The 25,879-nt window shown below is 42.4% G+C and carries 26 protein-coding genes and 2 tRNA genes; 11 read left to right on the top strand and 17 right to left on the bottom strand.

The annotated features are described in order from the left end of the window. Positions 1-57: 57 nt before the first annotated feature. The gene (locus ACS8FC_RS05880; RefSeq protein ID WP_439262550.1) at positions 58-420 is read right to left on the bottom strand and encodes a septal ring lytic transglycosylase RlpA family protein; all 363 of its coding nucleotides are present in this window, start codon (positions 418-420) and stop codon (positions 58-60) included. A gap of 337 nt (positions 421-757) precedes the next feature. Here ACS8FC_RS05880 and ACS8FC_RS05875 point away from each other — a divergent pair, with 337 nt between their 5' ends. Both ACS8FC_RS05875 and ACS8FC_RS05870 read left to right on the top strand, forming a co-directional pair. After that, on the top strand, positions 758-1,789 hold the full coding sequence (locus ACS8FC_RS05875) for a DnaJ C-terminal domain-containing protein (protein WP_439296145.1): 1,032 nt from the start codon (positions 758-760) through the stop codon (positions 1,787-1,789). 104 nt (positions 1,790-1,893) lie between these two features. Then, on the top strand, positions 1,894-2,217 hold the full coding sequence (locus tag ACS8FC_RS05870) for a chaperone modulator CbpM (protein ID WP_439262546.1): 324 nt from the start codon (positions 1,894-1,896) through the stop codon (positions 2,215-2,217). A 92-nt stretch (positions 2,218-2,309) separates the two neighbouring features. Here ACS8FC_RS05870 and sstT read toward each other — a convergent pair whose 3' ends face one another. The 4 genes from sstT to ACS8FC_RS05850 form a co-directional block, all read right to left on the bottom strand. Continuing rightward, a complete protein-coding gene (gene sstT / locus ACS8FC_RS05865; RefSeq protein WP_299218779.1) occupies positions 2,310-3,512 on the bottom strand; it encodes a serine/threonine transporter SstT in 1,203 nt (400 codons plus the stop codon). Between the two features lie 282 nt (positions 3,513-3,794). Continuing rightward, positions 3,795-4,265, bottom strand: coding sequence for a DNA polymerase III subunit chi (locus ACS8FC_RS05860; protein ID WP_439296144.1), 471 nt, complete (start codon positions 4,263-4,265; stop codon positions 3,795-3,797). 21 nt (positions 4,266-4,286) lie between these two features. Further along, the gene (locus ACS8FC_RS05855) at positions 4,287-5,957 is read right to left on the bottom strand and encodes a leucyl aminopeptidase (RefSeq protein ID WP_439296143.1); all 1,671 of its coding nucleotides are present in this window, start codon (positions 5,955-5,957) and stop codon (positions 4,287-4,289) included. Between the two features lie 316 nt (positions 5,958-6,273). Beyond that, the gene (locus ACS8FC_RS05850; RefSeq protein ID WP_439296142.1) at positions 6,274-6,879 is read right to left on the bottom strand and encodes a cysteine hydrolase family protein; all 606 of its coding nucleotides are present in this window, start codon (positions 6,877-6,879) and stop codon (positions 6,274-6,276) included. Positions 6,880-7,397: 518 nt separating this feature from the next. Here ACS8FC_RS05850 and lptF point away from each other — a divergent pair. Both lptF and lptG read left to right on the top strand, forming a co-directional pair. Then, positions 7,398-8,600 carry an LPS export ABC transporter permease LptF gene (lptF, locus tag ACS8FC_RS05845; RefSeq protein WP_439296141.1) on the top strand — a complete coding sequence of 401 codons (1,203 nt, stop codon included), beginning with the start codon at positions 7,398-7,400 and terminating at the stop codon, positions 8,598-8,600. Continuing rightward, complete coding sequence (gene lptG / locus ACS8FC_RS05840) at positions 8,600-9,808, top strand: LPS export ABC transporter permease LptG (RefSeq protein WP_439262537.1); 1,209 nt, start codon at positions 8,600-8,602, stop codon at positions 9,806-9,808. The genes lptF and lptG overlap by 1 nt, the downstream gene beginning before the upstream one ends. 77 nt (positions 9,809-9,885) lie before the next feature. On the opposite strand, the gene ACS8FC_RS05835 is transcribed toward lptG, so the two are convergent. The 8 genes from ACS8FC_RS05835 to recN form a co-directional block, all read right to left on the bottom strand. Next, positions 9,886-10,494, bottom strand: a complete 609-nt coding sequence (locus tag ACS8FC_RS05835) for a class I SAM-dependent methyltransferase (RefSeq protein WP_439296140.1) — start codon at positions 10,492-10,494, stop codon at positions 9,886-9,888. Positions 10,495-10,815: 321 nt separating this feature from the next. After that, positions 10,816-11,154 carry a DUF3817 domain-containing protein gene (locus ACS8FC_RS05830; protein ID WP_439296139.1) on the bottom strand — a complete coding sequence of 113 codons (339 nt, stop codon included), beginning with the start codon at positions 11,152-11,154 and terminating at the stop codon, positions 10,816-10,818. A 29-nt stretch (positions 11,155-11,183) separates the two neighbouring features. After that, on the bottom strand, positions 11,184-12,122 hold the full coding sequence (gene xerD, locus ACS8FC_RS05825) for a site-specific tyrosine recombinase XerD (RefSeq protein WP_439296138.1): 939 nt from the start codon (positions 12,120-12,122) through the stop codon (positions 11,184-11,186). Positions 12,123-12,188: 66 nt separating this feature from the next. Further along, on the bottom strand, positions 12,189-12,515 hold the full coding sequence (tusA, locus tag ACS8FC_RS05820) for a sulfurtransferase TusA (RefSeq protein WP_439262525.1): 327 nt from the start codon (positions 12,513-12,515) through the stop codon (positions 12,189-12,191). 29 nt (positions 12,516-12,544) lie between these two features. Continuing rightward, complete coding sequence (locus ACS8FC_RS05815) at positions 12,545-13,075, bottom strand: hypothetical protein (protein ID WP_439296137.1); 531 nt, start codon at positions 13,073-13,075, stop codon at positions 12,545-12,547. Between the two features lie 129 nt (positions 13,076-13,204). Further along, positions 13,205-13,726, bottom strand: coding sequence for a Holliday junction resolvase RuvX (gene ruvX / locus ACS8FC_RS05810; RefSeq protein ID WP_439296136.1), 522 nt, complete (start codon positions 13,724-13,726; stop codon positions 13,205-13,207). Positions 13,727-13,794: 68 nt separating this feature from the next. Continuing rightward, positions 13,795-14,358 carry a YqgE/AlgH family protein gene (locus ACS8FC_RS05805; RefSeq protein ID WP_439296135.1) on the bottom strand — a complete coding sequence of 188 codons (564 nt, stop codon included), beginning with the start codon at positions 14,356-14,358 and terminating at the stop codon, positions 13,795-13,797. Between the two features lie 168 nt (positions 14,359-14,526). After that, complete coding sequence (gene recN, locus ACS8FC_RS05800) at positions 14,527-16,206, bottom strand: DNA repair protein RecN (protein ID WP_439262519.1); 1,680 nt, start codon at positions 16,204-16,206, stop codon at positions 14,527-14,529. A 510-nt stretch (positions 16,207-16,716) separates the two neighbouring features. On the opposite strand from recN, the gene ppnP reads away from it, so the two are divergent. Together ppnP and rlmB are read left to right on the top strand one after the other, a co-directional pair. Next, on the top strand, positions 16,717-17,052 hold the full coding sequence (ppnP, locus tag ACS8FC_RS05795; protein ID WP_299218752.1) for a pyrimidine/purine nucleoside phosphorylase: 336 nt from the start codon (positions 16,717-16,719) through the stop codon (positions 17,050-17,052). Between the two features lie 124 nt (positions 17,053-17,176). Further along, positions 17,177-17,947 carry a 23S rRNA (guanosine(2251)-2'-O)-methyltransferase RlmB gene (rlmB, locus tag ACS8FC_RS05790; RefSeq protein WP_439296134.1) on the top strand — a complete coding sequence of 257 codons (771 nt, stop codon included), beginning with the start codon at positions 17,177-17,179 and terminating at the stop codon, positions 17,945-17,947. Here rlmB and coaE read toward each other — a convergent pair. The 4 genes from coaE to pilB form a co-directional block, all read right to left on the bottom strand. Beyond that, the gene (coaE, locus tag ACS8FC_RS05785; protein ID WP_439296133.1) at positions 17,910-18,593 is read right to left on the bottom strand and encodes a dephospho-CoA kinase; all 684 of its coding nucleotides are present in this window, start codon (positions 18,591-18,593) and stop codon (positions 17,910-17,912) included. The two genes, rlmB and coaE, sit on opposite strands and share 38 nt — an antisense overlap. A gap of 160 nt (positions 18,594-18,753) precedes the next feature. Then, on the bottom strand, positions 18,754-19,653 hold the full coding sequence (locus ACS8FC_RS05780) for a prepilin peptidase (protein WP_439296132.1): 900 nt from the start codon (positions 19,651-19,653) through the stop codon (positions 18,754-18,756). A gap of 7 nt (positions 19,654-19,660) precedes the next feature. Then, positions 19,661-20,884, bottom strand: a complete 1,224-nt coding sequence (locus ACS8FC_RS05775) for a type II secretion system F family protein (RefSeq protein ID WP_439296131.1) — start codon at positions 20,882-20,884, stop codon at positions 19,661-19,663. A gap of 120 nt (positions 20,885-21,004) precedes the next feature. After that, positions 21,005-22,708 (bottom strand): type IV-A pilus assembly ATPase PilB, encoded by a 1,704-nt coding sequence (gene pilB, locus ACS8FC_RS05770; protein ID WP_439262511.1) that lies wholly within the window; start codon positions 22,706-22,708, stop codon positions 21,005-21,007. A gap of 319 nt (positions 22,709-23,027) precedes the next feature. Here pilB and tpiA point away from each other — a divergent pair, with 319 nt between their 5' ends. The 5 genes from tpiA (at position 23,028) to rimP (ending at position 25,795) form a co-directional block, all read left to right on the top strand. Continuing rightward, on the top strand, positions 23,028-23,843 hold the full coding sequence (gene tpiA / locus ACS8FC_RS05765; protein WP_439296130.1) for a triose-phosphate isomerase: 816 nt from the start codon (positions 23,028-23,030) through the stop codon (positions 23,841-23,843). Positions 23,844-24,050: 207 nt separating this feature from the next. Further along, positions 24,051-24,359 (top strand): preprotein translocase subunit SecG, encoded by a 309-nt coding sequence (gene secG / locus ACS8FC_RS05760; protein WP_299218738.1) that lies wholly within the window; start codon positions 24,051-24,053, stop codon positions 24,357-24,359. A 208-nt stretch (positions 24,360-24,567) separates the two neighbouring features. Further along, positions 24,568-24,652: transfer RNA gene (locus tag ACS8FC_RS05755), tRNA-Leu, on the top strand. Between the two features lie 122 nt (positions 24,653-24,774). Next, positions 24,775-24,851, top strand: a tRNA-Met gene (locus ACS8FC_RS05750). Positions 24,852-25,294: 443 nt separating this feature from the next. Then, positions 25,295-25,795 (top strand): ribosome maturation factor RimP, encoded by a 501-nt coding sequence (rimP, locus tag ACS8FC_RS05745; protein WP_439296129.1) that lies wholly within the window; start codon positions 25,295-25,297, stop codon positions 25,793-25,795. Positions 25,796-25,879: the final 84 nt, after the last annotated feature.

The raw sequence follows: 25,879 nt of genomic DNA, 5'->3' as shown, positions 1-25,879 counted from the left end.
TATAAAATAGTAGTCGCCATAAAAAAGGGAGAGCGCCGGCTCTCCCTTTTTACTACATCATTGTCTACGGTATTTACCATCACCATAAGATAAGATCTTCATAGTGGTGGTACAAAGTTGACAGTTTATTTTACCAGCAGCGCCTTTAGATAAATCAAGGATTCGTCCCGGAGTAAAAGGTCCTCTGTCCGTAATTTTTACTATGACGCTTTGCTTCGTCTTTTTATTAGTCACTTCTACTTTTGTACCAAATGGTAACGTTTTATGAGCGGCAGTCATCGCATTCATATTAAAAATACTACCACTAGCGGTACGTTTGCCATGGAACTTACTACCATAATAACTGGTATTACCAGCAAATGCGGTAGTAGTCAGTAGTAGTGATAACGTGACTATCAAAGACTTGATCAAATAAGACATTTAATACCTATATGCAGTTTATAAAATAGACAGATACTTTTGCCTATGTTATTCATATTCCCTATGAGTATGAATAATATGAGTATTTTACATTAAAAAGCTTTCTTAGTCCTTACTGTACTGTAAAAAACGCTCGAGTTCACAATTTGTCCAGTTCATAAATGTTTATTTTTATAGTGAAAATATTAATAGCAATATTACTCTTAATATTTATATAACGGTCTTTGCTTCTTTTATTGTTATCATCATCGTTAAGTTACATCAAAATTTCATACCATATTATTTAAAATTGGCATACCAATATCATCAACATGCTTTTGTTTTAAGGAACTACCACATGGCAGAAAAAAACTACTATGATATTTTAGGGGTCAAAAAAGACGCCTCAGACGCTGATATCAAAAAAAAATACCGTAAGCTTGTACGTCAATTTCATCCCGATGTGAGTGATGATCCAGATGCTGATAATAAAATTGCTGAAATCAATAACGCCTATGAGACGCTTAGGGATAAAGACAAACGTAGCGAATATGACGCTATGTTAGACAATCCATTCGCTGGTCAAGGCGGTGCTGGAGGTTTCGGCGGTTTTGGTGGTCAATCGGCTAGCGGCGGGCAAGGCGGCTTTCGCTGGGAAGATATCAAAGATCAGTTTGGCGATGGTGAAGCTTTTGGTGGTGGCGGATTTCGCTTCGACGATATATTTTCAGCATTTGGTCGCGGGGCACGTGGCTCTGCTGGTGGACAGGCAGGCAGTCGCACGCAAAGTAGTGGCTTTGATCAATTTGGCGGCGGTTTTGGCGCACAAGATAACAAGGGTCAAGACCAACATGCAGAGATTACGGTGGATTTAGCCTCGGTATATAGCGGTGATGACTACAGTATTAAGTTAAATGTGCCGGTTCGTCAGCCTAATGGTAGCGTAGGTTATGAGAATAAAACGCTCAAAATTAAGATTCCTAAAGGCATCACAGATGGCAAGCAAATACGCCTAGCGGGACAAGGCGCGGCTGGCATGAGCGGCGGCAAAAACGGCGATTTGTTTTTAAAGGTTAAAATCAGCCACACATCTAATATCCGTATCGAAGGCGCAGATGTCTATCAGACGGTCAATATTGCGCCTTGGGAAGCAGCATTAGGAGATAAAATAAACGTCAGTACGCCAGCAGGTACGCTTGGTGTCACGATTCCTAAAAACAGCAAATCAGGTAGTAACTTGCGTCTAAAAGGTAAAGGTATCCCTGCTAAACAAGCGGGCGATTTATACTTAACCTTAAACATCGTTAATCCTGATATCAGTAGCGAGGCTGCCACTAAAGCTTATGAGCAACTAAAACACGCTTTTGCCGATACCGCTATTAATCGTTAAAAGTCGTTATTTATAGCTGCCAATCAATGTGACAAGCTATAGGTCATAAAGCGCAAAGATGAATACGATAACGACGACATAAAGAGCAAACGAGGATAATAATTATGAAACACTCGCCTGAATTTACCGATATTATTATGAGTTTAGATGAGCTAGTGACTGCCTGTGGTCAAGAGCGTCAATGGGTCATCAAGTTGATAGAAGAAAACATCATCGAATATGACGTACCGGAGCGTGAGCAGTTTACGGGTTACCAGCTAACAACTGTACGCCGTGCCTCACGTCTCAGTCGCGACTTTGACGCCAGTGTACCAGCGATTGGTTTAATACTTGAGCTATTAGATGAGGTCGAGCAATTACGTCAGCTTAAGCGCCAGATAGACAGGCAAGCGCCGATCATTGAAGTAGATATTGAGCAGCTAAAATAGCTACGTCAATCGTAAGTAACAGACCAAAAAAAAGGGCTTTTAGAAGCCCTTTTGTCATATTAGTGTTAGCGGTAATAATAAATGTGCATAAATTAACGTGAATACCTAGGATCAGCAGCAGCGGTAAATAAAACATCCGTTGAAGAGTTTAGTGCTGTTTCTGCTGAGTCTTGAATGACACCAATGATAAAGCCGATTGCAACCACTTGCATGGCAATGTCATTTGGAATGCTAAACAAACTGGCCGCCAATGGAATTAGCAGTAGCGAACCACCAGCGACCCCAGAGGCACCGCAAGCACTGACTGTGGCAACCAAACTCAATAAAAGGGCTGAAGCAAAGCTTACTTCGATACCTAAAGTATGCGCTGCTGCAAGTGTTAAGACGTTGATCGTAATCGCCGCGCCTGCCATATTAATGGTCGCACCTAGTGGAATGGTGACTGAATATGTATCTTCGTGCAGTCCCAGTTTGCCTGCAAGGTTCATGTTGACGGGAATATTGGCCGCCGAACTACGGGTAAAAAATGCCGTGATTCCTGATTCGCGTAGACAAGTGAATACGAGCGGATAAGGGTTTTTGCCAGTCTTGATAAGCACAATAAGAGGATTGGCAATCAACGCAATAAATAGCATACAACCGACTAGTACCATTAGGATACGAGCATAACCTACTAAAGAGGCAAAGCCGGTCTCAGCGACCGTATTGGCAACCAAACCTAAGATACCAAAAGGCGCTAGGGCGATGACCCACTTTACGACCTGTGAGATGGCATCAGCAAAATCGCCAACGATGGTACGAGCAGTGTCGCTGGCTTGACGCAGCGCAAAGCCAATAATAATTGCCCATGCCAAGATACCGATATAGTTGGCTTCAGCAATCGCACTGATAGGGTTTGCGACTAGATTCATGAGTAGGTTCGTCAATACCTCTTTGAGGTTAGCTGGCGGTACCTGCTCAATATCTGCATTCACGAGAACCAACTCAGTCGGAAATAAGAAGCTCGCTCCTACGGCAGTTAGTGCTGCCAGAAAAGTGCCGAAAATATACATGATAAGCACAGGTTTGACATAGACTTCGTTACCGCTACGATGTTGGCTAATTGCTGCCATGACCAAGACGAATACCAAAATCGGTGCCACAGCTTTTAGCGCACCGACAAATAGCGTTCCCAATAATCCCAAAGCAATACCGACACTTGGTGCCAGCCAACCAATTAATACCCCTAATATCAAACCAATAATAATGAGCGGTACCAGCCCTATACGCTTGTACATCGCAGTCAATGAACGCATCTATCTATCCTCAAATTCGTCAGTAAAAAATAAATTGTAGTAACAATAAAAAACGAGACGACAGATAGTAGCATTTTTTAACTTATTCACCTAATAGTGATTATTAGTTGACTATAAGAGCGACAATAACAATGATACAAAGTTAAAAATACAATGAATAAGAGAAAATAAGCAGGTAAGTATAGGCAAACTAATTTTTTCTCAATCAGTCTATTTAGAAGATTTATTACACAAGAATGAAGACAATAAGAGAGGGTGTTCTATAGCTTTAATATTGGTCAATTATACTTTGAAGTGTGTCAATTCATAGCCTAACTGTTTATAGTGCTTATATTTATGACGCCCTTCTTGCACACTGGTTGTATCAGGCTTGATCAACTCAAGGACCCGAGTGGGCTTGGCGTTGTTAGTCACTGCCATAAAGTCGTTGACTGGATGTAGCGTGGTATTAAGTACGATACCGTTAAAATCAGCAGGCATATAGCTACCTAATAAAACCGGTGCTGACATTTTATTAGTAGCATTATCGTCAGGAGTAGCGTTGGTTAAAGTTGCAAGGCATTGATGCGGGATAAAGCTTGTCTCATCCTGAGTCCATAGCGCCTCATCAAGCGTCGACAACAAGGTTTTATCTTGAGTAAGAATTAGTAGTGATTGATTACTTTTGTTGAGTGCTGTTTGAGTCAACTGACAAATAAAGCCCAAGAAATCTTGGGCTTTACTCTCACTTAATACATAAAAGCTAATTTTCATAAATTGGTTTTCGTCAATGAATTAGGCCATATTTGCGCTATTTTTCAAGTATTGCATAAATAATGGTACAGGGCGACCCGTTGCTGCTTTATCTTTACCTGAGCTCCACGCAGTGCCAGCAATATCTAAATGCGCCCATGCTTGACCTTCTTTCACAAAGCGTGACAAGAAACAAGCAGCGGTCACAGCGCCTGCACCTTTGCCACCGATATTTTGCATATCAGCGATAGGCGAGTCAAGCTGTGCTTGATAAGCATCATCCATTGGCATATGCCAGATAAGATCACCTGTTTGATTACTGGCGTTCTCTAATTCGAATAACACATCTTCATCATTACTAAAGACCGCTGAACGTACATGACCTAATGCGACCACGCAGGCACCAGTCAATGTCGCGACATCGATGATGGCTTTTGGCTGATAACGTTGTACGTAGCACAAGGTATCTGCCAATACTAAACGGCCTTCAGCATCGGTATTCAAGACTTCAACTGACTTACCGTTCATGGCTTTGACGATATCACCAGGGCGAGTGGCATCGCCTGATGGCATATTTTCAGCGCAGGCGAGGGCGCCCACAACGTTGATCGGTAGACGCGCTTCACATAAGGCTTTGAGCGTACCAAGCACAGACGCTGAACCGCCCATGTCAAATTTCATCTCATCCATGGCCGCACCAGGCTTGATTGAGATACCACCTGAGTCAAAGGTTATGCCTTTACCGACCAACACGATAGGAGCATCATCGTTTACAGCTTGTGCATTATCATCGCTACTGGTAACTGCATTTTTAGCCGTTTTCTTATTAGAGGTTTTGGTTGGTAATTTATCAGCCAATGCTTTTAAACTGCCAGAAACTTTCGCACTACTAGTGGCCTCTTTGCTAGCGTCAGCATCGGCACTGAAATTAGATTTGCCGCGATACTCCATAAGTACCAGCTTACCTTCTTTGGTAGAGCCCTTAGCCACTGCTAAAAAGCACTCCATACCTAGCGCTGACATCTCATCTTCACCAAGTACGCTCACTTTTAATAGGTCAGGATAAGTCTTGGCAAGCGCTTCGGCTTGTTCTGCCATATACGCCGGGAAGCAAATATTGCCAGGCTCATTGGCCACATCACGGGTCAGACTTTGACCTGCAAAGACTGATTGGGCAAAATCTAGCGCAGGCTGTAGTGACTCATCAGCCACCAAATAGATATCGGTCAATATGGGCGTAGTTTGCTCTGACTTGTATTTGTCAAAACGATAGCTTGCTGCCAATAGATTGAGGGCAAATTGACCAAAATGGTTTTCTTCTAGAGTATCACCCAATGCGACAGTAATCGATGCCACACGTTTTTGGGTGCTGCTATAGATGGTTTTAGCAATCTTCTGTAAAACAGTTTCGTTCAGTTTATCAACATTACCAGCGCCAACTAATAAGAGTTGTACAGGGTTTTGCTTGGTGGTTTTTTTGTCCCCTGCCAACGCATAATCTGCCACTGTCTCACAAGCTTTACCGTTAAAGTGTGAGACCTCAATCAACTGCTCGATACGCGCGGTATAGTCAGTTAAAGCCGATTTGGCAAGGATGTTCTTTTCATCGTCCACCAAAACCACAAGGCAAGCTTCATCTTTACTCTTTGCTTCTTTTTTGAGCATTTTTTGCGTATGAGTCTTTGGCAAATGCTGAGATAGTTTGATATTCATATAGTTATCCTTATTAGAGTAGTAATATAAGAAGTGTTGATAAATGATGCAGATACTCACATCAAAATTGTAAAACAAAAAGTTAAATAAGACAGATTATTGATCATTCATTTATTGATAAACTCTGAACCTAAAATGAGTAAATCATGACTTCTACACTTTGAAAGCGACTGCATTAACAGCGATACATTTTTAGTATATTTGATTATGGCTGTAGTGTAGCATATTGAATAATTCGTGCGCAGAGGGCAAGGGTTAGTGAATGTTTCCATATGTTTTTCTACCCTATTCCCCCGCACTCACCATCTGCAACTGATTAGTCATTGGCCAGCTCGTCAGTCGATACTAACGCAGCAAACCTATCTTGCAACGCTGCCATAGCCGTGTCGTGCATAGTGTTAGCACTTATCGTCTCTCTTTTAGCGTTGGGAAGGTCGCGAGTGGCACAAGCATCATGACAGACAAAATTAGTAAAGCCTAAGTCAAAGGCAGCTCTGACACTTGAGCTGACACACATATGACTCATAAAACCTGCAAAGATAATTTGCTGCTTTTGCGCAGCAGAGATAAGTGTACTAAGCTCAGTATTATAAAACGCATTAGGATGCTTTTTGGTAATGGTTTTTTCGCCATTCATCGGTTTTAAATCGTCAACAATAGCAACATTAGAAGATAATGGATCAAAAACGTTGCCATTGTCTTCACCATGATGGGCGATATGAAAGATAGGAATGTCTTTTTTGCGAGCTTTATCAAGCAGTAGGCGTGCATTGTCAATCGCCTTACTACCCGATTGACCTAGTGGCATAACACCGTCCACATATTCGTTTTGATAATCGATAAAGACGATAGCACAATTTGACCAATCAAGCGTATCAAATTCGCCACCAGCTAATTCAAGCAAGGTAGAGGGATTAGACATATTGTTCTCCATTAGGCTGCATAAGTAAAAAGTGGGCTATTGGTATAGTAAATGTTGATCGTGATTTTTGACAATACATGAGTTTAGCAATGAATAGCGCCAATATTCGATCAGTGATACGAATGACAAACAAACCTTTCTATCTTTCCAAACCGAATTAATCAAAGCCTTTGTATGATTAAACCAGTCTACCTATCGTTTTTATTAAGCTATATGACTTTATCGTATCGGACTACTTTATGTTATGAAAAATATGCCATTGGCAAGGGTTAGGTAATGTTTCCAAACACATTTCACCGCTATTTTTTGCCAAAACGTGCTAGCATTAGCGGTTGTCTCGATCACTAGTAGTCGCTAATTTTCATACGATGTCGCTAACCAGCGGTTCAATGATGTTTATATTTATTTAAGTATTTACCTGAGCAATGCTATCTCTATAATACCCAATCGACACCTTAAAAACCGTCATTAAGTTTGCGAAGAAACGCACCAATACCAACTGTTTAAGAGTACCTATTGTGATATTACGCCGCTACATGACCCGTCAGGTTGCCTCAACCACTGCTTTGGTATTGGGCTTTTTGGTAGTGATGATGCTTGGTGGTCGCCTAATACGTTACTTCGGAATTGCTGCTGAAGGGAATCTCGATATTGGCTTATTGTTTGTCATTATTGGTTATAACTTGCCGTATTTTTTAGAGCTTATTTTACCGTTAGCGTTTTTTATTGCTTTGATGCTGGTGTTTGGACGTCTGTATGTCGATCAAGAAATGGCGGTTATCAATGCCAGCGGTGTCTCTCGCGGTAAGCTTGCGCGTTTGATGACCCCATTAATTTTGGCATTGTTTGTAGGGGAGGCGGCATTATCGATTGTCGGTAAGCCGTGGGGGGTGCGCTCATCTGAGGCGGTTTGGCAGCAACAAGCATTGACAAGTGCTTTTGACTTAATTCGTCCCAATGAGTTTATTAGTAGCGGTAATTATCATTTGTATGTAGGCAGTCTTAGCGATGACAAAACGCAGCTACAAGATGTGGTACTTATCCAATCTGAGCCATCCAAAAAGTCAGCTGACAATGCGGATCATTCTATTAATAAAGACACCATTACCTTGGCTAAGCGCGCTGAGCAAGTAGAGAATGCTGGTAGCGGTGTGACGCAGTTAGATCTATTCCAAGGTCGACGTTATGAAGTGGGCGCAGGTAGCCTGAAGTACAATCAAGTAGGCTTTGATCGTTATCGTATTACGTTAACTGAATCCTCAAAAGAGGTGGTGACTGAAAACAATATTGAAACCCAAGAAATCGGACCTTTATGGCAGGCCGCTACAGGCAGTGTGCAAGTTGGTAGTGCTGATGCGCTACGAGCAGCACAAGGTGAGCTTGGCTACCGCTTTACGCTACCTTGGCTGATGATTATCGCTCCTATGCTTGCTGTACCGCTTGCACAAGTACGTCCGCGTCAAGGTCGCTGGTTGCGACTGTTTCCCTCTATTTTATTGTTTGTCAGTTGTGCGCTTGGCATCATATCTTTGAAGAATGCTGTGGGTAAAGGTAGCGTGAGCGTTTGGGCGTACGCATGGCTGGTACTAGGATTTATGGCATTGGCGCTTTATATGAATTGGGGCAGTCGCTTTCAGCACCGATTGCGTGTGCGTTTTGAAGATAAGTCATTGGGGTCTGTCGATAATTCAATAAAAGACTCTAATGGAGGTCAGCTCTAATGCGCGCCTTGTTATCTAAAGCTCAGATCCCTCAAAGCCGTTCCTCCAATTTAAAGGTGCTTGGACGTTATGTCAAAACCAATGCGCTTTTAGCGATTATCGCGGCGGTAGTTGGGTTATGGGCACTACAAGTCTTGTTTACCTACTTGTCTGAGCTTGAAGATTTGTCTGATAGTTATACCATGTCTGATGCGCTCAGATATATTTTTTACCGCTCGCCTTACTTTTTAGAGCAATTTATGCCAACAGGTGCACTACTTGGCGCAGTAGTGGGCTTAGGGTTGCTGGCTAGTAAAAGTGAGCTTGTCGTTATGCGTGCCGCTGGCGTCAGTATCTATCGCATCGTCGGCTGGGTATTGCAACCAGCGTTATTGTTTGTACTATTGGCACTAATGCTGAATCAGTTTGTACTGCCCAACTCTAACCAACTGGCTCGTGAAATAAACAACGAAGACAGCAGCTCACTAGTCACTTCAGTACGTGGCTACTGGACGATGCAGCCGCGCTTTCAAAGTACAACTGAAAGCAATACGGATGGTAACGTACAGCCTGATGGCAGTGATATTTTATATATCGATTATGCGGATGTACAAGGTAACATTGGTGAAGTCAAACGTTGGCATCTGGACAATAATGGTGACTTACAAACAGCCACTCATGCGATGGGTGGGCAGTACATTGGTCGTCAATCTTTGGGCACTACTGGCAAGCTAAGCGAGCAATATCGGTACGAGTGGCAGCTAAATAATATGACTAAGCTGTCCATCAATCAAGGCTTTGAGAGTAGCCAATCTAAGGCCTCATTAGATACTCTAAGTCTGCCCTTTGCACCTGAGTCCGTCTATTTACTGACTCGCAAAGCAGAGGATTTGTCTCTGACGCAGCTTTATGAACATCGTCAATTTATGCAACAACAAGGCAAGCGCTCGTTGCCACATGAGCTTGCATTTTGGCAAAAGCTGTTATCACCGCTGTCCATCTTATCGCTGGTGATTGTTGCTTGTTCATTCGTTTTTGGCTCATTGCGCACGCATAGCTTAGGTCTGCGTATTGTGGTCGCGTTACTTTTTGGTTTGCTATTTAGCTATGTGCAAGATTTGGTCGGCTTTGTCTCATTGGCGACGGGGTTTTCGCCCATGCTCATGGTACTGTTACCGATTATCGGTAGTGCTGCCTTAGGTTTTTATCTGATAAAACGGCAGATGTAGCCTAGGGAGCATCCTAAAGCATGCATAAAAAAACACGCTAACGTTAGCGTGTTTTTTTATGGCAGATATAAATCGTTTTAGTCTTTGGTTGCCATGGTAATGGTATAGGTCTTGCCTTGTTTGACCTTTTCACTATTGCCAAATACTTCGGTAAACGAGCGCTTCATAAACTGGCGCAAGCCATTGATAGTGACCACATAAAATCGTCCACCTTCACGCATGCGCGCATAGGCATCAAGGAAGTATAGATAATGCTGCTCCTTACCGACCTTGGCTGGCAAGTTTGACATCACAAGGCTAAAATCTTTGTCTTTTGCCACATGATTAAAGCCGTTTGATAAATGCACGTCGACATTGTTTAGACCATTTTGCACGCAGTTATGGCGTGCATATTCTACCGCCATAAAGTCTTTATCAATTAATGTATGCTGACCGTTTGGACATTCGCGTGCTGCTGTCATACCGAGCACGCCATAACCGCAGCCCAAATCTATCGAATCATCATCCGCTTGAAAGTCCACATAATCAAGCAGCATGAGGCTACCGTCATCGAGCTTTTGCGGTGAAAAAATACCCCACGTGGTAGTAAAGTCAAACGGTTTACCCAGTACATCTTGGCTAAAATTGATATCTTCGCGCCAGTGTTCGGCGTTTTTTAATAGGTCAGCAGGTGGTCTATGGCTCATGGGGTTCTCAGATAATAGATAGGAAAAGGTTAATAAGCTATGGCAGGTATTGTAACGAGAAAAAGGCAGGTTTGCAGCTAGGGATTGATAGAATTGTATTTCACATAGTGGTCGGTAATTCAGAAGAATAAAATGGTGTTTTAGTTACTGAGTTAAAAGCGTATTTAATAAAGATCAAGATTTAAAGTTGATAAATGGAAAAACCACATAGTTTTTAATCGAAGTTCATTTTGAAACCTTCATAGTTAGCGATTTTTTATCTCAATATTATAAGTCGTATTCATCTGTAACATCGTTACTGATACTCAATTTTTTTCAAAACTACTTTTCCAAACGCTTCTTCAACAAAGAATCAAACACAAACGGACCAAAGGGTAAAAACGAGCCGAGCACACCAGCGGGTAGCGCCCACAGTGGCATTTTTATTTTGCTCGCGGCATACACAAGTGTCAAAATGTAGCCGATAAATAGTACCCCGTGCGCCATACCGATATATCTTACCGCTTCAGGAATGCCCAACATATATTTGAGTGGCATCGCGATACCAAGTAACAATAGAAAAGACGTACCTTCTAAGTAACCAATAATGGTAAGGTTTTTGAGTGCAGAGTTTTGCCCTTTTGTCAGGGTAGGCTGAAGAGACGACTGAGCTTGCAACACGATATATTCCTTAATGTTAGATTTTAATTCTAGCCACGCGGATGGTGCTCTGCATGCAATTTTTGCAATCTTGCCGTCGCCACATGGGTATAAATTTGCGTGGTCGATAAGTCACTATGGCCTAATAATAACTGTACGCTGCGAAGGTCCGCGCCATGATTGAGCAAGTGAGTCGCAAAGGCGTGACGTAGCGTATGCGGCGATAGCTCTTTATCAATACTGGTGACTTTGGCGTATTTCTTTAATAAGTACCAAAAGTTCTGCCGCGTCATATAACCACCTTGTGCGGTCAGAAATACCGCTTGGCAATTGCCCGATTTCAAATGCGCAATCAAGTCTCCACGCCCATGAGACAGATAATCGTCCAGCGCGTCCGCTGCATATTCACCTAGCGGTACCAGTCGCGTTTTATTACCTTTCCCCGTAATCTGTAACCAGCCAGCATTAAGATTGACTTGTTCAAGCGCCAGATTAATCAGCTCACTGACCCGTAGGCCGCAAGCATACAACACTTCTAACATAGCTTTATCACGTAGACCCAGCGCGGTGCTAGTATCAGGTGCAGCAAGTAGGTTATCGACATCTGCTTCCGCTAAATCTTTTGGTAAAGGACGTCCAAGTTTAGGGCTTTTAATACGCTCACAAGGATTGTCTTCACGCAGGTTGCTGGCGATCATCCACAAGTAGAATTGACGCAGGCTTGAGAGCATTCGCGCTTGGGTACGCGGGGTTTTGCTTTCGGTGGCGAGGCAAGAGAGACACTGCAATACATCCTCGGCTTGCCACTTTGTCAATGCTGTAGGGCTGGTCAGCTCACAAGTACGCAAGTCACGAACATAAGCATTACGCGTACGAGTTGCCAAACCGCGGGCCAGCATCGCTTGACGAAACTCAGTCATATAACTGGGCTCGTCGTCTACTGCCAGTGCTTTAGGTTGGCGTTGTTGCACGGCGCGATCACGACTCATAAAATAGTGCTCAAGTAAGAATGAAAACAGCGATGAAAAATGCTCACAAAAACACGCTTAGAAATGCTATGCCGTTTTTTTCTTAACCAAATATCGATAGAGTGTCATATTTGTAGGCGTAGCATCATCGCTATCAATGGTGATTTCGTCAGGATCGGCATTTAAGTGTACGTTCTCAGCCAGTGTTTCTTGATGTACAAGCTCATGACCAAGATGACGACAAAAATTAGGAATATCGCGCGTCGTCGCAGGATCGGTTGCAAGAATTTCAATGATATCGCCGCCATCGGCTTTACGAATGGTTCGATGCAGCATCATAACCGGCTCCGGACATATAAGTCCTTGGGTATCCAAATGATGATGGATCGCAATGTCAGATATTGAAGTAGTCATAGTTGTTATATTAAAAATAAGTAGTAAATTTAGAAATTGCTGTCGATTGAAGATTCTTTAGGAGTTTGTGGCAACTTTTCATCAGTTACATGTTCGTTTCCAAGCTCTTCTTCAGTTACTGCTTCGGCTTCCAAAAAGTTAAAAAAGCGCTTAAAGTTTGCTTTAAATAAAAACGCCACTCCAAGCCACGATGCCAGTCCCAACCATGCAGTATCAGCGAATAACAGCCCACCGACCAGTACGATCGTAGATACACCAATGCTTAAAGCAATCATTGAAGGTTGATTTAAGCGGTAACGGTAAATGACAAAACCATCATAAATAGTGATAGGTATGGTCAATGCTATCAGCGCATAAGGCAAATTAAAAAACAGTCGATAAAGTAGCTGATTGTCATGGAATGCTTTAATACTAGCAATGGTGCCAAAGACCATAAAAGCGATAATAGCAGCGTAAATAAGATAAATCGCTATTTGATTGGCAAGCTGTGCACCTTTAATACGTGCGATAGCAAGCGGGGCAAAACCGTATTGCGTTGGTTGGTCTGAAACATTGGTCATAACGATCAGTCATCTGTTCGTAAAGGTTTATAATACTTTATTTAACGGCGGTATGCTTAGACAAAGCATAGAATTGGGTCAGAACATCGTCTTTGAATGAGCGCAACATTCGACTGTCTAATGATTCAACTAATCAGGTTTTATCGCACTGATGGCCATGCTGCTATTTGGATCGGTAAAGTAAGTTGATAATAAAATACAGGCAGAGATGTCGTCGATTGGGTCACGCTCATTTCGAATCCAGCCATTTTCCCAAGCGATCTCTCTTGCAGCCATAGAAGTTAGACGCTCATCACATAATGTCACTTTTGCAGGCAGGCGCTGCTCCATTAATCTATGAGTCAAGCGACGCGCAAATTTGTGCGCCCGTTTTGAGAGCATAGAGCTACTACCGTCCATATTTAAAGGGAGCCCGACGAGCACTTGGGTAACCCCCCAAACCTTAATAATGCCCAATAGATTGTCCCAGTCTGGCTGTCCATTATTCATGGCCAAGATATCAAATGCGCGTGCAGTCTCGGTCACAGTATTGCCAAGTGCCATTCCCATTTTTTTGACACCATAATCTAGTGCCAAGATAAGATGCGGCTTAATCTCAGGTTCCGATATAGCCGTGTCAACAGCTTCAAGAGAAAGATTAGAATCTACCATCGTTCTATGCATCTCCTATTTCTATGAGGCCCAATTTAATAGGACAAGACTCTACCATTACAAATACCTTATGCATGACCAATATCACTACTGAGATAATCAAAGTTAATCCCGATTTTCTCAGCGGCGAGCTGCCAGCGCTCTTCAAACGGCGTATCAAATAATAATGTTAAGTCGGCAGGGCATACTAACCAGTCGCCGTCTTTAAGCTCACGCTCGAGCTGTTTTTTGTTCCAGCTGGCATGTCCTAAGCATAAGTGGTAGTGCCCAATACCTTGCCCTGCCGCGATACGCTGTAAGATATCTTGACTGGTAGTGATACAGACGTTCTCTGAGATGGCAAACGACGATGCCCACTCCGGTTGACCCGTATGTAATACAAATCCTACCTCAGGATACATCGGGCCGCCTTCTAGTGCTAAGTCTTCCATAATTTGAGGATTGGTCACATCGATGTTCAAATCTTCTAGCAGTTTACCCACACGTGCCTGCTCAAGGGGACGGTTCACCATCAACCCTAAAGCGCCTTGTTTATCATGACGACAAATATAAATAAGCGCCCGCTCAAACCTTGGGTCTGACAAGTCAGGAGCGGCAATTAAGAAGTGATGGGTCAAATTAGCTTTGGACATAAAGACAAATATAATATAAGTAATATAAAAGGTGAGACACTACTATATGGTGATACTAAACAAAAAAGCAATATAGGAATGGCATCGTTATCATAAGCAATAGACGTAAAGTATGAACTATTTTGCTATCCCACTTTTAAAATAAGGATGCATACTAGCAATAGCTCTTTACTTGATACCAGTTAGCAAACTACGGGCATGGTCACGAGTGACATCAGTAATAGTAACCCCGCCTGACATACGTGCCAGCTCATTTACCTGCGCATCTTTAGTCAAAATAATAAGCTCACTTTGCGTCTGCTCATTGTGATGCTTTTGCACTAAAATATGCTGATGTGCTTGGGCAGCGACTTGAGCCTGATGAGTAATTGCTAGCAGCTGCTGTGTCTGTCCAAGGCTACGCAGTAATTCGCCTACTACCTGGGCAGTACCGCCACTGATACCGACATCCACCTCGTCAAAGACTAGCATCGGTTTGGCAGCATTGTTATCCGCACTTGTCGCTTGCAATACTTGCATGACCAGCGCCATGCGCGACAGCTCACCACCTGAGGCAATTTTGTGTAGCGGCTGCATCGGCATACCAACGTTGGCGCTAAACAATAGGTCAATATCGTAACAACCTTGCGCATTATAAAGACTGGGATTCGCCTTTTTAGTAAAGACAAACTCACAGCGAGCGTTAGGCAAAGCAAGGGGCTGTAGTTGCTGAATAAGTTGCTCACTGATCACGGGTGCCGCTTTTGAACGCTGCTCATTTAACTTGGTAGCGAGCTGCAGATACACTTGCCAAGCATCTTCGATTTGTGCAGCCAACACATCACTACTAGGCTCGTTTTCTAACTGTTCTAACTGCTGCTGCCACACATGGGCTTCAGAAATTAAGTCATTTGCCGGTAAGTTATGTTTGCGCGATAGACGATGGCCAAGACTTATCAGGCTGTCCAAGGTTTGCAAGCGTTCAGGATCAGGAAGTTGTTGTTCGGCATAATCTGAAAGTAGAGCAGTCACTTCAGTGATCTGCTGCTGCGCAAGATGTAGTTGCTCTGAGGCTTGCCCAAAGGTTTGGCTAACCCCTATTTGATGGTCACACAGTTTAATCGCTTGACCAAGTAAGGTCATGACATCAGGCTCATCGCTATCATTATCGAGCAAGTGCAAACCCTGACTGGCCTCTGTCATTAAGGCCTCTATATTAGACAGCTCTTCATGCTCAGCTTCGACATCATGATAGTCGACAGCCAATAACGGTGCAATATCTGCCAATTGGTTTTGTAGCAGTTGAATACGGTCTTGACGCTGGGCTTCGCGGCTAGCAATTTCATCCGCTTGACGTTTTAGCTGTTGATAGTGCTGGTAACTGCTCGCCGTCTGCGCTGCTAAAGGAGTTAACTGAGCCATCTCATCAAGCCACTGCACTACAAATTGCGGCTTTAGTAGCGCTTGCTGCGCATGCTGACTATGAATGTTGACAAGCAATGCACCCAAACTTTTCAATTCAGCTAGGCTCACAGGCGTTCCGTTCAACCAAGCTTTTGAGCGCCCGCTGTTACTTAGCTGACGACGAATCAATATCTCAGGCTCATCTAAAGAGCGCTCATGCTCAGTAAACCAGTCGGACACAACAGCATTATTTGTCACATCAAACTGCGCGTAGATATCGGCGTGAGCCGCACCATGTCTGACCATGGCACTGTCTGCTCGTTCACCGATACAAAGCGATAATGCATCCAGTAGCAACGATTTTCCTGCGCCTGTTTCACCAGTAATGACATTAAAGCCTTCAGCCATGCTCAGCTCATGTTCAGCAATCAGCGCAAACTGATATAAGGTTAACGATAAAAGCATTAAAGTCTCTCATGGTAGGCAATTGGCATTGGTAATCTTAGTTAGACTAACGATAAGGTCTGTGAAAAGCAACTGTGTTTGGTGTCTTATTCTAAACTAAATGAGGATTTAATTAATGGTCATAACCCTAGCAAATTATATCAATATTGGTATACATAGCAATTATTTAAGGGTACTAGAAGATGGTCAGTTTGGTGAATAGATAATATTTTCAGCATCGCTGTAACAAACTTTTTAGAGATAATGTGGTAGCATAAACTCACTCAATCATAAACTTATGCCACAGTATGTACACATAATAGTCTGTCAAAGATGGGACGTGCCTAGGTAAAACTTGAGTCTATAAGCGGTTAGGTTATCAAACCAGTAATATAATCTGCTTATTTAATAATAACTATATTAAAAGCAGTTATTTTAAAATAAGCTATGTTCAGTATGAAGATGTAAACTGTAATGTCATAAGACACTTATTTTTTAGTTTAGCTATAATTATTTGATAAGGAAGCCACTATGTCAGCGGCACAATATACTAACGTAACGGTCAATGCTCAGGCTACAGTAACGTATGATGGGCGCTGCTCAAGTCATACTATTATGTTCGAAGATGGCCGGCATAAAACATTGGGTGTCATTTTACCTTGTGACAATACCGTTGAACGATACCACTTTAGTACCAATACTTCAGAGCGTATTGAGATTATTAGCGGCGAATGTGAAGTCAAAATAGAGGGCGATGAGGAGTTTAGCTACTACCGCGCTGGTCAATCGTTCGTGGTTGAAGGCAATAGCAGCTTCAATCTGCGTACTGAAGAGATTGTACAGTATGTCTGCCATTTAGAAGGGTAGTATTCACAAGGTAGGTACCGCTTTACTGTAATCATATTCGATAAATTTCTGTAGAGACAGATAGACATCGTGTTATCCCAACTTATATCATATTAGCGATATTCAATTTTTTAGTAGGCCTATTATGGCAAAACCCAGTTATTTCTATGGTATTCACGCCATCGAAGCTTTGCTTGAGCTTCGTCCACTTGATGCATTGAGCTTATTTGTACAACAAGGGCGCGAAAACGACAGTCATGTAAGAGACATTATCGCGCAAGCACAGGCAAATGGCATTAGCATGCAGCCAACGCAAAAAGATAAGCTGACGCAACTATGCGGTAGTCCTCAGCATCAAGGGGTTGTATTACATGCTCGTCCATTAGGATTTGCAGATGAAGGATTATTAGATAACGTTATTGGGCGCAATCAATGCTTATTATTGGTACTTGATCAGATTACGGATGCGCACAACTTTGGTGCCTGCTTACGTACAGCAGTCGCTATGGGTGTGGATGCAGTGATATGTCCAAAGCATCATGCAGCAAGTTTGACTCCGACAGTCGCTAAAGTATCAGTAGGCGCAGCTGAGATGATGCCTATTGTTAGTGTAACCAATCTAGCGCGTACGCTGACGCGTATCAAGGATGCAGGCGTTTTTGTATTCGGTACGGCATTAAATGAGACAGCTAAGCCTATACATGCTGCTGATTTGACAGGAAAAACAGCTTTAATTATGGGGTCAGAAGGTGAGGGCATGCGTCGGTTGACCACAGAAAGCTGTGATGAGCTGGTATACATACCTATGTCAGGAAATGAGCACGGTAACTTACAAAGCCTTAATGTGAGTGTGGCTACTGGTATGGCGCTTTACGAAATCAATCGCCAGCGTACTTTAGCTGCTGGGCAAGCTTGAGGTATGTTTGGTGCAGTGGCTCTAGCTGTTGATGTAAGCTTGCTAAGTCTTCTTCGTTTACCACCAAATCATCAGCATGGTGATTACGTTCAGTACGGTGAAGTTGGTTTGCCATGATGGCTTTTATTTTCACTATACTTTGTTCATCACGCAGACTGGCACGCGCAAGTTGCGTCTCTTCATCTACATCAATGACTAAAATACGTTGGCATAAGTTAGCAAGACCTGCTTCTGCGGCCTCAATGAGTAGTGGGGCTGACAATATAACATAGGGTGAAGTGCTTGCTGCTAGTTGTTGTTTTGCAGCCTCGCGAATAGCAGGATGGGTAATGGCTTCAAGGTCAATAAGCGCGGCAGGATTTGCAAACACGTGTGTGCGTACTGCTGCACGGTCCATGTGACCCTCTGCATCAATTACCCACTCTCCAAGCTTTTTTTGAATCTTACGCAAAGTAGGGCTGCCTTTTTTTACTACTTCATGAGCAATCACATCGGCATCAATGATGTCAATTCCCTGTGCTGCAAACCAATCGCTGGCGGCAGACTTACCACTACCGATACCGCCTGTTAGCCCAACCACTAAGGTCTTGTTCTGTATTTTAGCTTGTTGGCTTTTATGTACAGGCGTTTCAGAATATATTGACATAGCGGTGACTTATTGGCTCGTAAGTTAGTAGAAAAGACAATTATAAATATTAGTACTAATGAATTGCTTGTTCTTATCAAACAATCGTCATTAATCAACTAGCTTAACGCGTACCGCCGATAAAGATATAAGCATTCGTTTGTTATATTGTAATTCTATATTAAACATACATATTTAAATACCAATGAACAATATCAGAGCCATAAAGGAGAGCTACGATACCAGCGATCGCAATATAAGGTCCAAAGGCAAAAGGCTGGCTCTCTCCGTGCCTTTTCATCAAAACAATACCGACAATTGAGCCTAGTAAAGAAGATAGAAGAATGATCAACGGCAACATCATAGGTCCAAGCCAAGCCCCCAATACTGCTAGTAGCTTAAAATCACCTTGTCCCATACCATGTTTTTTGGTTATGAGATAAAACACTTTTACGACGATCCATAACGATAAAAATCCTAGCAATAACCCCCAAACCGATTGGGTAGGGGAGACAAACCAGCCTTGAGAATTGACCGCCAAGCCAAGCCCTGCTAATGGAAAAGTCAGTCGATCAGGTAATAGCTGCGTATCAAAATCGATACCAGTTAAGGCAATCAATGTCCATACCAAGATAAGAGCAGACAAGCCAGCAGCTGTAACGCCAAATTGATAGATAACCAATGCTGATAGTAGCGCAGTGACTAGCTCTACAATAGGATAACGTATACCAATCGCTGCGCTGCAATCAGAGCAACGACCACGTAGTACAAGCCAACTTACTAAGGGTATATTCTCATACCATTTTATTTGATGCGCACAGTGAGGACAGCGCGATGCTGGTCTACTTAAAGTAATGGGCGTATCTGTCGCCGTAATGTCCGTTAAGGCCTTAGTATGCTCATGCGGCATATCTACTTGCTGAGACATAAACTGGCTGCATTCTTGTCGCCAGCTATAAATCATCATCAGCGGTATGCGATGAATCACGACATTCAAAAAACTGCCTATACATAGCCCTAATATTGCAAATACAACGAGCGCCAAGGTCATATTACTTTGTAATAATTCTAACAATTGCATCAATTTGCTACCCTACTACTGAACCCATCTGGAAAATTGGTAAGTACATGGCAATGACCAAACCACCTACTAAAACCCCTAGTACCGCCATGATCAATGGCTCCATCAAGCTGGTCAAACCATCAACGGCATTATCGACTTCGTTTTCATAATATACGGCTACCTTGTCAAGCATCTCTTCTAAGCTGCCTGATTCTTCACCAATACCGACCATTTGGATCGCTAAGCTTGGGAACAGGTTAGTCGTGCGTATCGAAAACTGCAATTGTTGACCGGTTGATACATCGTTTTTGATCTGTTGAATAGCATCGTAAAATACCACATTATTGGCGGCACCTGCAGTAGAGTCTAAAGCATCAATCAATGGTACACCAGCAGCAAAGGTAGTAGACAGCGTGCGCGCGAAACGGGCGATGACAGCCTGGTAAGCAATATTGCCAAATATAGGTGCTTTTAAAGTAGCACGATCAAGAAAATCACGAAACTTTTTAGAGCGTTTTTTGGCTTCTGTAAAGCTAACAATACTACCACCAATGGCAATGATAAGAATAAACCACCATGCCTGCATCCAGTCTGACATACCGACAACCATTTGTGTGAAAGCGGGTAGTTCTGCACCAAAAGATTCAAATAGACCCGAGAAAACAGGAACTACCTTAATCAGTAGGATGATGGTGACGATTATAGCTACTACAATTACAGCGATAGGGTATTTCATGGCTTTTTTGATTTTAGCTTTAAGAAGCTCGCTTTTTTCTTTGTAGGTAGCGACACGCTCAAGCATAGTCTCAAGCGCGCCTGATTGCTCACCAGAGTCTACAAGAGAGCAAAACAGATCGTCAAAATAGCGCGGATGCTTGCGTAGCGCTGAGGCAAAGGTACCGCCAGCTTCAATATCGGTTTTGATTTGCAGTACCAACTCTTTCATACTCGGATTGTCTAGCGAATCCGCGACAATCTCAAACGACTGAGTCAAGGGAACACCAGCCTTCATCATAGTAGCTAATTGACGCGCAAAGATGGCAATATCAATGGGTTTGATGGCTTTTTTTACAGTGAACAGGGGCTTAGGTTTTTTCTTGATTGTTTTGACTGTGATACCTTGTTTACGCAGCGTCGCTTTTGCAATCTCTAAACTGCGACCTGTGGTTTCACCTTTGATCTTTTGTCCACGCCGATTGACTCCATCATAGACAAAGTCTAATAGCATATCAGTCTTAGCTTGTGCCATGTCTTTACCCTCAAGTTTTTCGTAATCTATATGCTCTAATCAGCGTTATTTAATAAGTGTTTTTTAGATGGTTATTTAGTCGCTCTTAAGTCTTAAACAATGGCCAGCATTAACTTACTATCATTCAGAAGTTACTCGCATCATCTCTTGTATACTAGTGACACCTTGAAGTACTTTTAAAATGCCCGAACGTCGCAAATCACGAAAACCGTTTTTGAGTGCGGCATCTTTAATATCGATTGCATTACCGTCCTCCATAATGATACGTGAGATATTTGGGTCGACTTTCATAACTTCATAAATACCAACACGGCCTTTATAGCCTTCGCGGCATTCGTTACAACCAACAGGCTCATAAATACTGTGGTTTGGATCATCTAAGTCAGCATCAGTAAAGCCAAGCTCAAGTAAGCTTTGTCTTGGTACGTTAAGAGCGGTCTTACAGTTTTTGCATAAGCGTCGCGCCAGTCGCTGAGCAATGACTAGGTTGACAGAGGTGGCAATATTAAATGAGGCAACGCCCATATTGCGTAAACGCGTTAAGGTTTCAGGCGCTGAATTGGTGTGTAGTGTTGAGAGAACCATATGCCCTGTCTGAGCCGCCTTAATAGCAATTTCAGCCGTTTCAAGATCACGAATCTCACCAACCATGACAATATCTGGATCTTGACGCAAAAATGATTTTAGAGCATTAGAGAATGTTAGACCTACTTTCGAATTCACATTGACCTGATTGATACCCTCAAGGTTAATCTCAACAGGATCTTCAGCGGTAGAGATGTTGGTCGCTCCGGTATTCAAAATATTGATACCGGTGTATAACGATACCGTTTTACCAGAGCCTGTCGGTCCAGTAATCAATAGCATACCTTGCGGCTTATGAAGCGCTTCTAAAAACATCTCTTTTTGGTCAGGCTCATAACCCAAAGCATCGATACCAAGCTTTGCAGCAGAAGGATCTAAAATACGGAGTACCACCTTTTCACCAAATAAGGTTGGCAACGAGTTCACACGAAAATCAATCGCTTTATTTTTGGACAGTTTAAGCTTAATACGGCCGTCTTGTGGTATGCGCCGCTCTGAGATATCCATTTGTGACATCACTTTGAGGCGAGCTGCAATTTTACCCGCCAGCTGTACGGGCGGATTTGCTATTTTTTCCATCACACCATCGACTCGAAAGCGCACGCGATAAGATTTCTCATAGGGCTCGAAATGCAAATCGGACGCTCCCATACGAATCGCATCGACCAGCATTTTATTTACAAACTTCACAACAGGGGCTTCATCGACACCGTCAGCAAGTGTGGTTTCACCGCTGTCACCTTCTTCTGTATCTTCAAAGTCGACACTCAAGTCGCCATCAGCGAAACTGTCAAAACTTTGCATGGTGTCTGCATAAATACTATCGATACGTTTTTTAAGCTTGTCTTCTTCGACTACTACTGTCTCAACTGACAGCCGAGAATTAAAGGCAATGGCATCAATAGCATCAATACGAGTAGGATCACTTAAGGCCACAAATAATCGCTGTCCGCGATTAAAGATAGGCAGCGCATTAAACTTACGTACAATTTTCTCGTCTACCAGATCTTTTGGAATAACATCATTACTAAGGACATTAAGATCAAACAGCGGATCGCCAAAAGACTGCGCCATCAACTGAGCAAGCTGATAGGCATTGGCCATATTGTGCTCTACTAAATATGATACGAGACTGAGTTGCTGCTGCTTTGATTCAGTCTGAGCAGTCTGCATGTTTGCTTCACTCACAATCCCTGCATGAGTTAGCTGCTGTGCTAATCCACCAAATGTAGTAGACATGACCCTTTCTCCTTAATACTGCATATATGGCAAATCTATGAGTGCTAGTCTTAGAATTATTTTTTATTTCGATATCGATAAGCAAATCAAGCTTATAAATCGTGACTTATACTCTGGTTTAATAGAACGATAGTGAATATATGCAAGAAACATGACAATTTACATTTCAGCTTTAAAAGTATATAAAGTTTTATGACAGTAAAAAGTCAAAGCTTATAGAACAATAACGACACTTATAACAGTAGCAGATGAATTTTTGCTATACTTACGCGCGTATCAGCCACATCGACAACGACGAATGATAGAAGGTAGATAAACCATGCAAGCTTGGGTAATTGGCAATTGGAAACAAAATCCAGCAACGACTAAAGACGTTAATGCACTGTTAGACACGTTATTAACGACTGCTGATGATACTGTCAGTAATGGTTGTCAGTTAATGGTAGCGCCTAGCTGTATCCACTTAGCAAATGTGAGCGCACGCTTGCAAAACACCGCTATACTCACTGCTGCTCAAGATATCAGTGCGCTTAGTGATAGTAGCGGGGCATATACTGGTGATTGTTCAGCACAGCAAATCGCTGATGCAGGCGCGACATGGACGATACTCGGGCACTCTGAGCGTCGCCAATATTACCAAGAGTCTCATGAGAGTCTGTTAGAAAAACTGAGTCATGCTTTTACACAAGGCTTAGGCGTGGTGTACTGTATCGGTGAAACGCAAACTCAATACGATAATCAGCAAACCTTTAGTGTATTAGATGATCAACTAGCTGTAATAAAGGACTTACTTATTAAAAGTAAAGAGCAAGCGCCTGAACTTGTTCAAAGACTAGCGGAGCGTTTGATTATCGCTTATGAACCTGTTTGGGCGATTGGTACAGGCAAGGTCCCAACAGTGATGGAAGTAGACGCGACTCATCAGCATATTAAAGAAACAGTCGCAAGCTTTGAGACAACGCTACCTGCAACGACGGTTTTATATGGCGGCAGCGTTAACAAAGATAATGCTGATAGCTTTGCGGCCAGCCCTATGATAGATGGAGCACTGGTTGGCGGTGCATCACTAAAAGCAGAGAGTTTTTTGGCGATTGCTCACGCTTTTAACCAAGCTAAAAACAAACAGACTTTATAATAATTAACTACTAAGTTTACTTATTAAAAATAAGTATTGAGCAAAAAGCGTTTATGAGTCATAAAAAGTGGGTTTAACAGTGCCCTTGCAATCGTGTACAATGCGCCTTATTTATTCTTATTATAGTTGAATCTTCCTATAGTTCTATGATCATAGTGCTAAATATTAAGAGTTGACTTTCGTTATTTGTCGGCAAAAGAGGCCACCATGTTTACGTTTATATTAGCCCTGCATATCATCGTGGCGATTGCCATGATTGGCTTGATTTTGATACAGCATGGCAAAGGAGCAGATGCTGGAGCCTCTTTTGGTGCTGGCTCTTCTGGTACCGTGTTTGGTGCAGCAGGCACGGCAAACTTTTTGACACGTGCTACTGCAGTATTGACTGTTATTTTCTTTATAACCAGTATGGTTCTTGCGGTAAACGCGCGTGAGCAGGCTGAAGATCAGTTTCGTTTAGATGCTCCAGTTTCAGCGCCGCAAACGCCGCGTCCTTTGACGCAAAATCCTGAGTAATGAGCTGACTTATAACAACCTAGCCTGCAAAGAGTAATAGTAGGCAAGTTTTTTATAGTCATCCTTGCTATTTCGTTGGGTTAGTTTTACAATGCTCGTCTGTTTTTGTACGGCTACATGTATTACTCCTCATTGTTATCCTCATGACTTTGAAAAAAGCTGCTTAAAAACAGAGAAGTAAAAAAGTTATAGTTATAAACGACTATAAGCGATTGTGGTGGAATTGGTAGACACGCCATCTTGAGGGGGTGGTAGCGCAAGCTGTGGGGGTTCAAGTCCCCCCAATCGCACCAACTTTTTTGCAGCACGTAGTGCTGAGTGGATTGTTATAGAGTTAAGATTTTTAGTTTAAATTTATTTTAAATAAAGATTGACAAGTCTATAAAACTCGCCTACAATGTGCATTCTAAATTGATGCGGGGTGGAGCAGTCTGGTAGCTCGTCGGGCTCATAACCCGAAGGTCGTTGGTTCAAATCCAGCCCCCGCTACCACTTTCAATACTGATTTTTGTACACTAAATTGTCAGTTGCAATAAGCCCACCATTATGTTTGTGGGTTTTTTTGTATCTGAGAGTCTGTGTTATCACGGTATTTATCCTACTTATGCTAAGCTCTATTTTTATAGAGTGAAGTAATATCGGTTAATTGTGCAGCGCTTCATAAGCGGCAATACCTTTTATTTCATACTCTCTCAGTGATATTTTGGCTTTGTGTATTCTATTAGAATGTACAGCCTTAATCCAACGTCTATAATTTGTATTATTCTATAAGTATAAGACGATACGAGGCTTGGACTTAATATGCAAAGTCATACACTTTAGTTTAGCTGCAAAAAGATACAACGATTACAGTGTTATTCTTAAACGTTGCTCATAAAATATAAAAAAACGCTTTAAGTTCTGTACACCAGTAAATAGGAAACTATAAACAAATTATGAAACTTTCTACCAAAGTTGAAGAATTGACCAATATTATTGCTCCTGCAGTAGCGGCATGTGATGTAGCTTTGTGGGGCGTAGAGTTCGTACCACAGGGACGTCGTTCTTTATTGCGTATTTATATTGAGTCGCTACCAGAAGAGCAAGCGCAAGACAAACAGGTAACTATTGAGGACTGTGCCGCAGTCAACCATCAAGTGAGTGGTATTCTTGAAGTACATGATCCTATTGCGGGTGAGTATATTTTAGAAGTATCATCGCCAGGGTTTGATCGTGCGTTCTTCTCAGAAGAGCAAATGCGAGACTATATCGGACAAACGGTTAGTTTGCGTCTGATCCAAGCAATAGGACAAGGGGACAAAAAACGACGAAAAGTAACGGGTAACCTAGATAGTATGGGTGCTACCTCGTTGATTCTTACTGCTACTGACAATGAGCAGTTCGAGATTACTTTTAGTAATATCGACAAGGCCAATCTCGTTTTTGAAGACACTTGATGTTGTAAAACTTAGATAACGTACGGTTTACTTTAGCAACATAACGTCAATACACAAATTATGAAATTTAAGTAAGTATAGGAC

Source organism: Psychrobacter sp. 1Y4 (assembly GCF_051847555.1).
The sequence above is the reverse complement of the archived record's forward strand: the minus strand, read 5'-3'. Positions and strand labels throughout refer to the sequence as shown.